A 14926-nucleotide genomic window follows, 5' to 3' on the forward strand; every position below is an offset into this window, starting at 1 on the left:
CTATTTTTGATTATTGAATTCCTGAGATGAATTCAATTTGTATAATAACCTGATTGTATTGATTTAATAAGTTCAAATAATTGAATCGAACATCAAGTGACCTACTGAGTCCTTGTGTGTACTCCACATAACCAATCGCTCCACTTTCAAATCCTTTTTGAGCTTGCGTTAGAATTAAGTCTGCTTGCGGAAGTGCATTGGCTCGATAGTATTCCAAACTATTTTGAAATTTTTTGAACTGTTGCAGGAGTGATTTCAGTTTGCCTTCTAATTCGTTAGTTATGACTTTTAGCTGAGCCTCACTTTCTTGCATTTTCAACTCACTAGCTTTTATTCCCGAAAGATTAGATTTAGCTCCGAATATTGGAATGGCAATGCCTACCTGAAAACCAGTAAACCTGTCACTTGATACATAATTGATAGGATTACCATTAATATCCTGATTGGGCCCATTGAGCGATTGGTTGAAATAACCCACTGAAAAGTCGGGCATAAAACGAGATTGTTCCAAGGATTTTTCTCGTTTGGCCACTTCAATTTGCTGCTGAAACCAAGCTAACGTAGGATTACCTGATAGGTCGGTACTTTCTAGTAAAGTTTTGACTTCTCTGGCTTCCAAAACTTTAGTCTCTATTTCAACTGGTTCTTCAGTATTCAATAGGATTCTCAAATGTGTTTGAAAAATTTCTATGTCTGATCTGTTTTGATCTATGAGCACTTTTATTTCAGCTACCTGTGATTCAGCTGTGGCCTTTTCTAAAAGATTGCTTTCGCCCGTTTGATAACGTAACGTGGCAACCCTTACAAAACTTTGATAGATACTGTCCTGATCTAGAAGCAGATCTCTCTTGCATTTTTCGAACCATAACGTGTACCAAACTGACTTTACTTGCTGTACCAACTCGTTTTGTGTAGCTGTGAGCATCCATTCACTAGCCGCAATTTTCGCTTTGGCTAACTTGTTTTGATTACTATAAACCGTCGGAAACGCAAAGTTTTGACTGATATTGTACTGGCTATCATTGTCAAGGACACTGTTATACTGACCATGGGTCAAACTAAGGTTCGTATTAGGGAAATTCCAACTAGACCCTTTTTGTACTATCTCTTGTTGTGTCTGGAGTGCTGCTACTTTCATTTTAGGGTTATTGGCAATAGCCATTTGAATAGCTTCATCTAAAGATGTATAAGTGTGGCTAGCCTCTTGTGCATTTACCTTCACAGTTTGGCAAAGTAAGAGACTTATAGCCAACAAGGGAGTAATCACTTTTGTTTTCAATTTTATCCCTCTTTCTAGATAATAGTACAGAATTGGCAACACGATCAAGGTTAGGAAAGTAGCGCTTATCAACCCACCAATAACAACAGTAGCTAAAGGTCTTTGAACTTCTGCGCCTCCAGATTGAGAGAGTGCCATGGGCAAAAATCCTAAAGATGCTACTGCAGCAGTCATAATAACTGGTCGGAGACGTATGCTTGTACCTTTGTAGATTCGTTCAAATACATCTTGCACACCTTCCTTTTTCAGGTGATTAAATTCACCGATTAAGACTATTCCATTTAAAACTGCTACTCCAAAAAGTGCGATAAATCCAACTCCTGCGGATATGCTAAAAGGCATATCCCTAACCGTTAAGGCTGCAATTCCTCCAATTGCGGAAAGGGGTATGGCAGTAAATATGAGAAGACTTTGTTTGATAGAAGAGAATGTGAAATAAAGCAGGACAAAAATCAGAAGTAAAGCTAGAGGAACGGCATAACTTAGTCGTTCGCGAGCTTCCAGTAGATTTTCGAATTGTCCGCCATAAGCAGCAAAGTATCCGGGAGCAAAAACAACCGATTTATCAATTTTATTCTTCAATTCAGTTACTACACTTTCGACATCTCGGTTTCGAACGTTAAATGCTACAATGATTCGTCTTCTCGTATCGTCCCGCTGAATTTGATAGGGGCCATCTTCTATTTCCACATCTGCTACTTGATACAATGGTATTTGATGGCCATCCTTACGAGTGATGTAGAGATTACGCACAGCACTCACATCGTGGCGATTTATCTTTGATAACCTGACTACTAGATCAAATCTCCTTTCATTTTCAAAAACTAGCCCAGCGGATGCTCCAGCGAAAGACGCTTGCACAGCATTATTCACATTGCTGACACTCAAGCCGTATTTGGCCAATTGATCACGTTTATAGTTAATGACTATCTGTGGAATACCTGTTACTTCCTCTATGTACAAATCAACAGCTCCTTCTACATTTGAGGCTATTTGACCTACTTGGTCTGCATATTCCGAAAGTTCATCGAGATTTTCTCCATAAATCTTGACAGCTACATCTTGTCGAACACCTGTCATCAGCTCATTGAATCGCATTTGAATTGGCTGTTGAAAGCCAAAAGTGACACCTGGAATCACTTCCAGTGCTTCGGCCATTTGGTTAGCCAATTCTTCTCTGTTTGAAGCAGATACCCATTCCGATTTGTCTTTTAGTATGATCATGAGGTCAGCGGCTTCAATAGGCATAGGATCCGTAGGTATCTCGCCTGATCCAATTTTAGAAACCACTTGCTCTACTTCTGGGAATTGATCTAATAAAATTTTTTCTGCTTGAGTAGTTGCGCTGATCGTATGATCTAATGAACTCCCTGTAATCACCCTGGTTTCTACAGCAAAATCACCTTCTTCCAAAGTAGGAACGAATTCTCCTCCCATATTGGAGAATACCCATAGAGAAATACCAAACATTCCTAAAGTAACAGTCAAAACCAATGGCCTTTTATGCATCATCCAAAGAATTGTAGGCTCATACAATTTGTGAAAGAATGACATGATCTTATCTGAAATATTGGGTTTGTAGACCGTGTCTTTGCTCAGTGCCAAGGCTGACATCATAGGCACATAAGTCAAAGAAAGAATGAATGCTCCCAAGATGGCAAAACTTACAGTTTGAGCCATTGGCCCAAACATTTTACCTTCAATCCCCACTAAAGCCAGGATGGGCAGATATACGATGAGAATAATAATTTCTCCAAATGCAGCTGAATTTCGAATTTTACTAGCCGATTGGTAGACTTCTTCGTCCATCTCATTTTGTGTCAACCTTCTTCCCAATTTCACTAAGCCCAAATGATGAAGAGTGGCTTCAACTATAATCACAGCTCCATCTACAATTAGCCCAAAATCTATTGCCCCAAGACTCATGAGATTACCTGACACCCCAAATAGATTCATCATTCCGAATGCAAAAATCAGCGCTAATGGAATCATTGATGCCACAATTAAGCCTGCTCTGAAATTCCCCAAAAGCAGTAGCAAAATAAATATTACAATTAGTGCCCCTTCAGCTAGATTTTTGGTCACTGTACCTATAGCTGTGTCAACTAGCTTGGTTCTGTCCAAGAATGGCTCTATGGTGACACCTTCTGGTAATGTTTTTTGTATCTCAGAAATTCTATTCTTTACATTGGCAATGACTTCGGCCGAATTTTCCCCCTTCAACATCAAAACAATAGCGCTGACTACTTCTCCCTCGCCGTTGCGAGTGGTAGCCCCATAGCGAACGGCACTTCCTAGCTGAACTTGCGCGACATCTTTGATTAGTATTGGAATGCCATTTGCATTGCTTTTAACCAAGATGCTCCTGATGTTATCCATACTACCAACCAAGCCTTCACTGCGTATAAAATAGGCATTCTTGTTTTTTTCAATGTAAGCACCTCCAGTATTTTCATTGTTATCTTTCAATGCTTGAAATATCTCGGCAATTGAAATATTCATGGCCCTTAGTCTGTCTGGATCTACAGCTATTTCGTACTGTTTTAGATAACCTCCAAAGCTGCTCACGTCCGCTACTCCAGGCGTTCCTAAGAGTTGTCTACGTACTACCCAATCCTGAATGGTTCGTAACTCGCGAGCATCGTATTGGTCTTTGTATCCTGGTTTCGTACCTACTACATATTGGTAAATTTCTCCAAGCCCTGTGGTGATAGGAGCCATACCTGGCTGACCTGCTCCAGGAGGTATTTGTGACTGGACATCTACCAGTCGCTCACTTACCTGTTGCCTTGCCCAATAAACATCAACATCTTCTTTGAATACTACCGTAACAACGGACAATCCAAAGCGAGAGAAAGATCGAATTTCTTCTAGTTGAGGAATGGTGGCCATACCAATCTCTATAGGAAAAGTTATTAGTCGCTCTACTTCTTCTGCCGCCAGAGAGGGAGAGCTTGTGATGACTTGCACTTGATTATTTGTGATATCTGGCACCGCATCTATTGGAAGTTTCGTGAGTGAAAAACTTCCCCAAATAATCAGAGCAAGCGTGAGCAAGCCAATGATCAGTTTGTTTTTAACTGAAAATAATATGATTTTATCCAGCATAATATTTTTTTATAATTTCTGATAATTATTAAATGGGACATGAATTGTCCTGAGAAACTTGTCGAACAGTAAATATCATGGCCCATCGACTCCATATACCTGGAGCGATAGCAACACTAAACTATTCGAGAGTTATCAAGCCCGAGGCGGCTGAAAAGGAGTCTCCAAATATCGAGAGGAGAACATAAATTGATAAATTCCTTTAGAAGGCTCTAAAGGATTAATGTCAAGTTCAACAGAAAAGATGATCGTAGAAGAAATCAAAATATTTGTATGCTGACATTGGTGGTTACCATGAAAAGGCAAGTCGTCGTGCTCATTTTCGTCATGGTGGTTTTCTCCTTTGCCATGATCAATATAATCTTCCACCAAAAAGTCCCAAAAAGAGTCTCCATCTTGAGCTTTATGCTCTGTATAGTGATCTATCAGATTAGGAACTTGTTTGATTTCGCAGCACAAATCCAACCCCATCACGATTGCCGCGATAATAAAGAACACAGATAGTGATGTGGATTTGATGCCTTTCATTTAGAATACAAGTCTAACAAAAAAATAGATGTAACCTGTTTACAAAGCTTAATAATTCTTTACAACCCGTTGGCTCAGGTGCCTTTGGATACTCTAATTATGACAGCAACCACCTGGAATAGGACGCGTATCTTTATTGCAAGTCTGCTCAAAAATGAGTAATTTCTGTGTTGATACATTTATTAACATTCAACAAAACAACACAATTATGAACAACTTACCAGTAATTGGAAAATTTATGTATGCTATCCCCATGGCAGTATTTGGGCTATTTCACTTTATGAGTGCCAGTGATATGGGGGGAATGGTGCCTTCATTTATTCCAGGAGGTGTATTCTGGGTTTACCTAACTGGAGCAGCTCTGATAGCCGCGGCCGTAGCCATTATAATTGGCAAGAAGGCAAAATTGGCTACTCAACTATTAGGATTGATGCTCCTGTTGTTTGCTTTACTCATTCACCTGGTTTCTGTAATGAATGGGAATGACATGAGCATGCCAAGTCTACTCAAAGATGTTGCGTTGGCTGGTGGTGCTTGGTATATGTCTGGCCAACTATCTGACTAAAATTTAGTAATGCGCTCGTGATTTAATGAACAAGAATCATGAGCGTGTCTTTTTCTGATCCGACCATTCTAGATTGTTCTTCCTTATAAGATATGTCTCCTTTAGCAGATTTCATCTGTTCCACAAAATCGGTATCCACAGCCTCAGGACTTGGGTTTTTCTGAATATAGTTTGCTAATCCCATTAGAAAACCGCCTGTAGAATAACCCAAAGGAGCTTTAGTATTGCCCACTAATTTTAAGAAAGCGTTCGTCTCAGGATTGTTGATTACATTCACTTTGTACTCAGTGGAACTGCCTTCCGCCAATTCCCATCTACCACAACCAAATCCAGTCATAATATCTAGACACGAATGCCACTTACCGTTCATGTCCGTACTGGCAATTCCAGTCACGTTTTCTTTCCAGAACTTCGAGTTCAATATTTTACCCAGAGTAAAATAGGCATTACCCTCTGCTGCTTCTGTGAATATTTTACGAATATGTCCAACACCACCTTTGCCGAGTTTTTTTTCAGCTTGCATAAGCAATTTAATCATCACCAATGGGTGATAATTGGCGTAATGCTTGGTCCACGTAGAGTCAAATGCGTCTATGAAACCGTTGTCTGTGGCTAATCCTGTCAGGTGTAAATTCTTTATTAACTCAATGATTTTATAGTCATTGATTCCACTCGTATCTGTCAAGGGCTCGTCTTCTTCCTGCTGCTTGCCAAAGGACGGGGATGGGTTTAATTTTCTTCTGAGCCCCCTAAATATTTCGAAACGACTCTTGCTCTCCCCCCTGGACATACATTGCGATTGTTTTCCGTCAAAGGTTCCACAAGGTACTTCATACATGGCTTCTATAGCACCACACAAAAAACCGCAAGTAAAATACCCCACACCAGGGTGATTTTTTGGTCTTTCACCAAAGTACTTGATCCAGGTTGATGCATAATGATCTGAGTTGAGATCGGCATGACCTCCTTTGTTGGAAATTGAGCGAACAGATAATTTACCAAATCCACAATGCGCAAAATAGTTTTCAATAAACTTCTTGCGATCCTCTTCTTTCATTTTGCGCTGCTCTTCGAAAAACTTAGAAAACTGCGCATAACTCAGTACTTGGGCAGAAACAACCAGGACTGGCTTGAGGTCAATCTTACCTCCAAGTTGCTCAATTGCTTTTAAAATGCTAACGTTGAAATACTCACTTTGTAGGGATAATGGTTCTTCACCAAATTGATAAGTACTTTTATCTTCAAGATAAGTATCTAGGATCTCCATTTATTCAGGCTTCATTTAAGTCAGACTGATAAAATAAGCGTATACCGCCTAATTCACCAAGTTTGAAGCGAAGTTATTATAAGGGGTTAAGAAAAAAAATATTGATTTGATTTAATCAACAACTAAGAATCGTTGTCAGAAAGGATATACAAATCGATCACTGCCTTGGTTCGAGCCAGTAATTCTCTCAGAAGTGCCCAGATATGCGATTTTTTATCAGGGGTTTCTGCCACAAAACATTGCGCTTGCAACCCAAGGCTTTTTGCTATAAACAGGCATCTATAGGCATGGTATTCTTGTGTAATCAAAATGCATTGGTTGTAGCCATATACATCTCTTAGACGTTCCAAAGACTCTATGGTACGATTGCCATACTTATCCAATACCAATACATCAGATTCAATCCCCTGGTTCACCAAAGCCTTTTTCATGGCTTCGGCCTCGTCATAATAAATGGAATCTTTGGAACCACTTAAAATCAGACGTTCAACCTTACCTGTTTTCAACAATTGTTTGGCCGATTCTACTCTATGATCGAAAAAGGGATTGGACTCTCCATTTACCTGATGCTGACTCGTGCCAAATACCAAGCCCACTTCGGCTCCAATAAGTGCTCTGCTGTCTGTAATTATCCCCTGATGAGTCGACCCCACGATCCAAACATTGCAAATTACAATGAATGAAAAAGTACAGATTACTAGCCATTTTATTGTTTTTAGCATCTAGGAGTTGTTCTCTGGATTGGTATAAATTTTATCAAATGCGCGGATGTGCGCATCTACGTTTGGCACCATTTTCTGATACCATTCTAGTTTCAGCGAAAATATTTCATCTGACGATAAGCCAATATTTTCTTTATTACGAATTTGTCTTGAAAATTCTTCTAACACAATAGCAGCACTTACAGATATATTGAAGCTTTCTGTAAAACCAAACATAGGTATTTTAACAAACCCATCTGCGTTTTCCTTTACATAGTCACTAATGCCAGTTTCCTCAGCCCCAAACACAACTGCCGTTTTAGATGTCACTTCAAAATCGCGATAGTCCTTTGCATATTCATGTGGTGAAGTAGCGAGAATCTGATATCCTTCACTTTTAAGGTGATCAAAGCATACTTTCATGTTTTGATGCGTTTTATTGTATTTACACAATGTCAGCCACTTGCCTGCCCCTCTTAGCACATAGGGATTATAATCGTAAGCATTGCGCTGTTCGACCACATGTATGTCTTGTATCCCTAATCCTTCTGCCGTACGCATCACTGCACTTGCATTGTGAGCTTTAAATAAATCTTCCAACACCACAGTCAAATAACGTGTTCGCTGGCTGAGAATGTCTTCAAAACGCTTCTTTTTATGCTCAGTGACATATTCGGATAAATAGGCCAATAGTGCTTTTTGATATTGGATATTATTCAAAGAGCCCCAATTGTGGTTTTTCATCATCCTCCTCTTCTTCAGATTTGGAGCTACTTAAGTCAATAGAACTACCAACATCAAAACCTTCTTTTTTCGTTTCTTCTTCCTCCACTTCTTTTTGCACCTCAGCTTTTAAGTCTGCAAGTAGAGAGGGATCTACGGTTGTAGTTTCGTTTTCTTTAGATTTTTCCCCAGTATTCAGTTCATCAACTTTAGAGATGTTCTGAACTGGAAATTTATTTCCGATTGATTTCCAACCTTTCTTATCTATCAGTTCGGCCAAATGAAACGTTCTTTCACTCTTAGATCGCTCTCCTTTCTTTCTATAAGTCACATTCACCTGTGGTTTATCCACCACGGAAATATGCAGCAACTTAGAATTGGGTGATTCATTAATAAATGAAAAGGCTTTGCCTACAGTTAAAGTCTCAATGGTAAATCGCTTGATATACACCACTTTAGACTCCCCATCTTGATGTATTACACTTAATACTTGATCTGGGTCAAATTTATGGATACTGAAGATCTGGCCATGGTTGTAATGATTAGATAGCTCAAATGACGTGAGCTCATAGCTGCCATCTTTGTAGAAAACAATGACATAATCTTCTGCATTGAAATTACCCAAATGGATACCACGTTCATCACGATTCAAACGACCAATAGTGGCATCATACCAAATATTGGTTCCAGCCAGTGTAGACTTACCAGCAGTTTTTAAATCAATCTTTCTGACTGGGTATTTGGTTAGGATATTACCTCCAGCCCCCCGGCCTTTGATGTCGATTTCAGCGAAATCAAAATCAAATACTTTCTTACGTGCCTTGGCGCCTGCAGTCAAATAAACTGTGACAACTTCTGCTTCACCATTTGGATTGGCAGTGAAGTAGTGGACTTTAGAGCCTTTTTCACTCTTGGTCAGGTTATATTCCTTGTCTCTGGTCACAGAGGTCACATTGAATCTTTTGATCATGGTGCGGCCTGACTTCCCGTCCAAATAGCATAAATTATACACCATGCGCTCATCTCCTTTTTTGAAGACTCCCGCATATATGATGTCTTTACCAACAAAGACCTTGTCTTGTATTTTGGTGACCACGCAACGACCGTCCTTTCTGAAGACAATGATGTCATCCAAATCTGAACAGTCTGAGATGAATTCATCCTTCTTTAGACCATAGCCAATGAATCCGTCTTTATAATTGGCATATAGCTTGGCATTGTTGGCTGCCACGGCAGTTGCAGCAATGGTTTCAATTGATGATATTTCTGTTTTTCTCTCTCTGCCCTCCCCATATTTTTTGAGCAGATTCTGATAATAAGCTACTGCGTAGTCAATAATGTTGGCCAAATGATGCTCTACTTGCGTCAATTCTTCTTGAAGCTTTTTCATCAATTCATCCGCCTTGAATGAATCAAATTTAGAGATCCGTTTAATCTTAATTTCTGTCAAACGAACAATATCGTCTTGTGTGATTACTCGATAAAATTGAGGCTTAAATGGCTCCAAACCCTTATCAATGGTTTCAATTACAGCTTCCCAAGTCTCACATTCTTCAATATCACGATAGATTCTATTTTCGATAAATATTTTTTCTAAAGAAGAAAAGAGTATCTTTTCTAATAACTCCCCTTTTCGAATCTCCAATTCCTGACGTAACAGATCAACAGTTTGATCTGTGTTGATCCTCAGAATCTCATGTACATTGGTAAACAAAGGTTTGTCATCAACAATCACGCAGGCATTGGGTGAAATGGATACCTGACAATCTGTGAATGCATACAAGGCATCAATAGTAATGTCAGGTGATACGCCAGGTGCCAGTTGCACTAGGATTTCAATGTCTTTGGCTGTATTGTCTACTACTTTTTTGATCTTGATTTTCCCTTTATCATTGGCCTTGATGATAGATTCAATCAAACTGGTGGTGGTGGTGCCAAATGGAATGTCTTTGATCACCAACTGTTTCTTGTCGTATTCTTCTATTTTCGCACGAACCTTTATTTTCCCCCCTCTATGTCCTTTATTGTATTCTTCTACATCAATAGTGCCTCCAGTTTGAAAATCTGGATACAACTTAAAGCTCTTACCTTTTAGGTGTTTGATAGAAGCATCAATAAGTTCGCAGAAGTTATGTGGCAATATTTTGGTTGACAGACCAACAGCTATACCTTCCACGCCTTGCGCCAATAGCAAGGGAAATTTCACTGGAAGTGTAACAGGCTCTTTCTTTCGTCCATCGTATGACAATTGCCATTCTGTGGTTTGAGGATTATAAAGAATGTCTAAGGCCAGTTTGGAAGGTCTGGCCTCAATATATCGTGAGGCAGCTGCACGGTCTCCAGTTCGTACGTCTCCCCAGTTACCCTGCATATCTATCAGCAGTTCTTTCTGCCCCATATTGACCATGGCATCACCAATAGACATATCTCCATGGGGGTGGTACTGCATGGTGCTACCAATGATATTGGCCACCTTATTGTATCTACCATCATCCATTTCCTTCATGGCATGAAGGATGCGGCGTTGCACAGGTTTTAATCCATCATTGATGGCCGGCACGGCTCTTTCAAGAATTACATAAGATGCATAGTCCAAAAACCAATTTTCGTACATACCTGATACAGGTATGACATCGTGTATGGGCTCGTTTGATTTGTTTTGACCGTTGATATTATTGTTTTCTTCCATTGGTTAAACTAATTCTTCCTCTACTAGATCCTTTTCTACTCTAAGCTTATCAATTATGAAATTTTGTCTATCTGGGGTGTTTTTACCCATATAGAATTTCAGGAGATCTTCGATTTTAGTATCCTTTTTGAGAATGACTGGCTCTAATCTGATATCCTCTCCAATGAACTCACCAAATTCTTCTGGTGAAATCTCTCCTAGCCCTTTAAATCGGGTGATTTCAGGTTTATTGCCTAATTTGGCAATGGCTCTTTGTCGCTCTTCGTCACTGTAGCAATAGATGGTTTCTTTCTTGTTTCTAACCCTAAATAAAGGGGTTTCCAGAATGAATACGTGGCCACTTTTAACCAGTTCAGGAAAAAATTGCAAGAAATAGGTAAGCAACAAAAGTCGAATATGCATGCCGTCTACATCCGCATCAGTAGCGATAACTATCTTTCTATAACGGAGTCCTTCTATTCCATCTTCAATATTGAGTGCATGCTGAAGCAGATTAAACTCTTCATTTTCATAAACTACCTTTTTGGTATGTCCAAAACAGTTAAATGGCTTCCCTCTCAAACTAAATACAGCTTGTGTCTGTACATCCCGAGATTTAGTAATAGACCCACTAGCTGAATCTCCCTCTGTGATAAACAGCATGGTTTCTGCCAAGCGATCCTCATCTCCTTTCTTATCGTCAAAATGAAGACGGCAGTCTCTCAATTTCTTATTATGCAGGTTTGCTTTCTTGGCTCTGTCATTGGCTAATTTTTTTATGCCCGCTATTTCTTTTCTTTCGCGTTCTGACTGTAGAATACGTTTGAGTAACGCATCTGCAACTGCTTGATTTTTATGCAAGTGATCATCCAAGGCCTTTCGCACAAAGTCAAGCACAAAACTTCTCATGGTAGGTCCTTCGTGCGCCACATTCAAAGAACCTAGCTTTGTCTTAGTTTGCGACTCAAAAACTGGCTCTTGTACTCTTACAGCTATGGCACCAACAATACTGGCTCTAATATCTGCAGCATCATAGTCCTTCTTATAAAAATCCCTTATGGTCTTGACAACAGCTTCTCGGAATGCAGCCAAATGTGTACCGCCTTGGGTCGTGTACTGACCGTTTACGAATGAGTAGTATTCTTCTCCGTACTGATTGGAGTGGGTAATGGCTAACTCAATGTCGTCTCCTTTTAAATGTATAATTGGATACCTGATATTATCCACATCTGATTTTCTGGTTAATAGATCTAACAGTCCATTCTCGCTATGATATTTCTCACCATTGAAATTGATGGTCAGTCCAGCATTCAAGAAAGCATAGTTCCAAATTTGATTGTCGAGATACTCAGGAATGAAATGGTAGTTTTTGAAAACGGTATTGTCTGGCTCAAATGTAATCAGCGTCCCATTGCGCTCACTTGATTTAACGATTTTAGCATCATTGGTCAATTCACCTGTATTGAACTCAGCTAATTTGGTTTCTCCTTCGCGGAAGGACTGTACTTTGAAATACGTGGACAGTGCATTTACTGCCTTGGTACCTACCCCGTTCAGTCCAACTGATTTTTGAAATGCAGATGAATCGTACTTACCTCCAGTATTGATTTTAGACACGCAGTCTACCACTTTTCCTAAAGGAATCCCGCGACCATAATCCCTAACTTCTACCCTGTGATCACCTACTTTCACATGGATGGTTTTACCATGTCCCATCACGTGCTCATCTATACAGTTGTCTATCACCTCTTTTACTAAGACATAGATCCCGTCATCAACAGCCGAACCGTCTCCGAGTTTACCTATGTACATACCAGGTCTTAGCCTGATGTGCTCACGCCAATCGAGTGACTTAATACTATCTTCATTATATTCTACACTAGCAGCCATACGTCTCCTATTCCTAAAGATTATTAATCAAAAACTAAAAATGGGGGTTTTACACTTTCCAAAATCGGAGGTGAATATAGAGCATTTGGAGTAAAAATATCAACCCAAAATACCTATGCGTCAACCCCAAAACGATTAAATTATTTGACTGATTATTTAATTCAATCTAGATAACTAATTGACAGACAAGAACTTTTTACTTCTTTGAAAATTGTAAATAAATAAACCAAAAAATCCAACCTGCCAAAAGTATTGGCCCAATGTAAATCAAAGCAACATAGTTGGTGATGTCAAAATGCTCTGAGTTGTGATACATACCCACGAACATGATAGAGAAGATGTAAATCACATTGATGACGAACGATAGCCCCATCAGCCAGTGATAAACCAATTCTGCTGAGGACATGTCTTCAAAATCCGTCTTCCCAAGATTTAAGTGGCCCCTATTCATTTTTCTGTACAAAAGAATAGCGCCATTCGTGAGAACAAATAACCCCAAAGCCGCATAGAAAAAATCAGCACGCTGGATCAATACACTGGCATCACCATTGGATTCGAAAAATACACCTATCTGATCTGGTAAAAATGCATACACATAAAGTAGGATGGCGAGAAAAACGAAAATGGAAAGGGTGTAAAGTAACTTGGTAACTTTGATCATCTTATTGCGTCAGTTCAAACCACAAATGTATATAATGTCGATAGGAATCAAAGGATTAATTTCCTTGTGCTTCGTCACTTGAAAACACTTTCTTAATTATTGCACTCGTGTAATCCATAGGATTTGCTCTAATCTTTTTCTCTTCATTCCCAATGAGGTAGAAAAGCCCATCAATCGCTTTATCAGTGGCATAACCATCAAGTGTTGCTGGTAGTTTTTCTGACTTCAAATAATCTCTTGTTTTGATAGTGTAGCTGTTAATCAAATAATTAACCTCATATTCATAGTTCACAAAATCAGCAACAGATCCGTAGATTTCAGTAGCATGTGTATTATTCAAGGCTTGTTTGATTTCAGGTCTGAAAGCTGATTGTAAATTGGCTTTGGTTTTAGTGTAAAAGTAATCTGTGGCTGACTGCTCCCCTCCTTTTAAAATACCAAGTGCATCTGAGAAACTCATGGTGCTAATAGCCTCACCAAAAATAGGCACAGCCTTTTTTGCAGCTTGCTCGGCACCCCTATTCATAGCTATTACCAATTCATCGAATGGATCTGAATTCAAATTTGGGTTTACTGACACATAAGTATCGAGCATCTTTTTGTAGGATACTTTCACAGCACCATTTAGTAGGGACACTGAGCCAGCATTAATTTCCTGTTGAAGGGATTTTACCTCTTGAGGCAATATCAACATAATAGCTTCATTTTTTAAATATCCATTCACGGTAGAGGCAGATGTTACTGATTTGTCAAGCCCAATATTCAAGGCTTCCTTTAAACCAGCTACAATTTCTTCATTAGACAAGCCCAAATTTTGGTCTAGGATTGTCTTTAGTTCAGCACATCCAATCGCAGAAAGCAAGATTGAAATTGCAATTATCCCTTTTGTAAGTTTCATAATAATATTTTTCTTTCAGTCAATCAAAATTAGACTGATTTTGTTTCATCAGTGATTATAAATTGAATAATTAAATCATAACTTCGGCCCTATATTAAATAATACAATAAAGGACAGTCATTCACAATGCAAGAGAAGTTAATCATACAAAGTGTCTTATCAGTTGGTCTGCTGATTGTTTATTCGATCGCCAAATTCCTGACCAGAAGATACACGGAGAAATTTGCCACAAGTCGAAAATTCAAAAAAGGTCGCGCAGCAGATACTGCCAAGATCATCAACAGCACCTTTTTAATAGTTAGCTTAATTATTCTTGGCTTTATCTGGAATATCACTTTTGAAGGCCTTGCCATCTATTTTGCTTCTTTTTTCACAGTGGCTGGTATCGCATTATTTGCTAGCTGGTCTATCCTGAGCAATATTACAGCCAGCGCCGTTTTGTTCTTTAGCTTTCCACATAGGATCGGCTCCAAAATCAGAATTATAGATGGAGACAATACTGTAGAGGGGTCTATTGTAGATATGACACTCTTCTCATTGCACATTGAAGTTGAGAAGAAAAAAATTGTTTTTTACCCCAATAATCTTGCAGTACAGAAGCCAATTATGGAAATTATGGATTAGTACTTACTAGTTCC

11 protein-coding genes are annotated in these 14926 nt (G+C 39.1%); 2 read left to right on the plus strand and 9 right to left on the minus strand.

Features of this window, described 5'->3' with window-relative positions:
• Positions 1-10 precede the first annotated feature (10 nt).
• Both B9A58_RS01025 and B9A58_RS01030 read right to left on the minus strand, forming a co-directional pair.
• Complete coding sequence (locus B9A58_RS01025) at positions 11-4387, minus strand: CusA/CzcA family heavy metal efflux RND transporter (RefSeq protein ID WP_084370569.1); 4377 nt, start codon at positions 4385-4387, stop codon at positions 11-13.
• Between the two features lie 135 nt (positions 4388-4522).
• Entirely contained in the window at positions 4523-4915 is a 393-nt protein-coding gene (locus tag B9A58_RS01030) for a hypothetical protein (protein WP_084370570.1), read from the minus strand.
• A 208-nt stretch (positions 4916-5123) separates the two neighbouring features.
• On the opposite strand from B9A58_RS01030, the gene B9A58_RS01035 reads away from it, so the two are divergent.
• Positions 5124-5480 carry a DoxX family protein gene (locus B9A58_RS01035; protein ID WP_084371919.1) on the plus strand — a complete coding sequence of 119 codons (357 nt, stop codon included), beginning with the start codon at positions 5124-5126 and terminating at the stop codon, positions 5478-5480.
• 22 nt (positions 5481-5502) lie between these two features.
• Here B9A58_RS01035 and B9A58_RS01040 read toward each other — a convergent pair whose 3' ends face one another.
• The 7 genes from B9A58_RS01040 to B9A58_RS01070 all read right to left on the minus strand — a co-directional run bounded on the left by B9A58_RS01040 (position 5503) and on the right by B9A58_RS01070 (position 14288).
• Positions 5503-6747 (minus strand): hypothetical protein, encoded by a 1245-nt coding sequence (locus B9A58_RS01040; RefSeq protein WP_084370571.1) that lies wholly within the window; start codon positions 6745-6747, stop codon positions 5503-5505.
• 122 nt (positions 6748-6869) lie between these two features.
• Positions 6870-7469 (minus strand): SanA/YdcF family protein, encoded by a 600-nt coding sequence (locus B9A58_RS01045; protein WP_084370572.1) that lies wholly within the window; start codon positions 7467-7469, stop codon positions 6870-6872.
• Positions 7470-8195: a TrmH family RNA methyltransferase gene (locus B9A58_RS01050; RefSeq protein ID WP_245826958.1), complete on the minus strand. Its 726-nt coding sequence runs from the start codon at positions 8193-8195 to the stop codon at positions 7470-7472.
• The gene (locus B9A58_RS01055; protein WP_084370573.1) at positions 8161-10860 is read right to left on the minus strand and encodes a DNA gyrase/topoisomerase IV subunit A; all 2700 of its coding nucleotides are present in this window, start codon (positions 10858-10860) and stop codon (positions 8161-8163) included. Before B9A58_RS01055 ends, B9A58_RS01050 begins: the two co-directional genes overlap by 35 nt.
• A 3-nt stretch (positions 10861-10863) precedes the next feature.
• Positions 10864-12729 (minus strand): DNA topoisomerase IV subunit B, encoded by a 1866-nt coding sequence (locus B9A58_RS01060; RefSeq protein WP_084370574.1) that lies wholly within the window; start codon positions 12727-12729, stop codon positions 10864-10866.
• Between the two features lie 196 nt (positions 12730-12925).
• Positions 12926-13390 (minus strand): hypothetical protein, encoded by a 465-nt coding sequence (locus tag B9A58_RS01065; protein WP_084370575.1) that lies wholly within the window; start codon positions 13388-13390, stop codon positions 12926-12928.
• A gap of 55 nt (positions 13391-13445) precedes the next feature.
• Positions 13446-14288 (minus strand): DUF4197 domain-containing protein, encoded by an 843-nt coding sequence (locus B9A58_RS01070; RefSeq protein WP_084370576.1) that lies wholly within the window; start codon positions 14286-14288, stop codon positions 13446-13448.
• Between the two features lie 126 nt (positions 14289-14414).
• Between B9A58_RS01070 and B9A58_RS01075 the strand changes: the two genes are divergently transcribed.
• On the plus strand, positions 14415-14912 hold the full coding sequence (locus tag B9A58_RS01075) for a mechanosensitive ion channel family protein (RefSeq protein ID WP_084370577.1): 498 nt from the start codon (positions 14415-14417) through the stop codon (positions 14910-14912).
• Positions 14913-14926: the final 14 nt, after the last annotated feature.

Source organism: Reichenbachiella faecimaris (genome assembly GCF_900176375.1).
GTDB classification, from domain to species: Bacteria; Bacteroidota; Bacteroidia; order Cytophagales; family Cyclobacteriaceae; genus Reichenbachiella; species Reichenbachiella faecimaris.

Coding starts and splice junctions, on each gene's coding strand:
- B9A58_RS01025 (WP_084370569.1), bottom strand. CDS start 4,387: ATGCTGGATAAAATCATATTATTTTCAGTTAAAAACAAACTGATCATT.
- B9A58_RS01030 (WP_084370570.1), bottom strand. CDS start 4,915: ATGAAAGGCATCAAATCCACATCACTATCTGTGTTCTTTATTATCGCG.
- B9A58_RS01035 (WP_084371919.1), top strand. CDS start 5,124: ATGAACAACTTACCAGTAATTGGAAAATTTATGTATGCTATCCCCATG.
- B9A58_RS01040 (WP_084370571.1), bottom strand. CDS start 6,747: ATGGAGATCCTAGATACTTATCTTGAAGATAAAAGTACTTATCAATTT.
- B9A58_RS01045 (WP_084370572.1), bottom strand. CDS start 7,469: ATGCTAAAAACAATAAAATGGCTAGTAATCTGTACTTTTTCATTCATT.
- B9A58_RS01050 (WP_245826958.1), bottom strand. CDS start 8,195: ATGATGAAAAACCACAATTGGGGCTCTTTGAATAATATCCAATATCAA.
- B9A58_RS01055 (WP_084370573.1), bottom strand. CDS start 10,860: ATGGAAGAAAACAATAATATCAACGGTCAAAACAAATCAAACGAGCCC.
- B9A58_RS01060 (WP_084370574.1), bottom strand. CDS start 12,729: ATGGCTGCTAGTGTAGAATATAATGAAGATAGTATTAAGTCACTCGAT.
- B9A58_RS01065 (WP_084370575.1), bottom strand. CDS start 13,390: ATGATCAAAGTTACCAAGTTACTTTACACCCTTTCCATTTTCGTTTTT.
- B9A58_RS01070 (WP_084370576.1), bottom strand. CDS start 14,288: ATGAAACTTACAAAAGGGATAATTGCAATTTCAATCTTGCTTTCTGCG.
- B9A58_RS01075 (WP_084370577.1), top strand. CDS start 14,415: ATGCAAGAGAAGTTAATCATACAAAGTGTCTTATCAGTTGGTCTGCTG.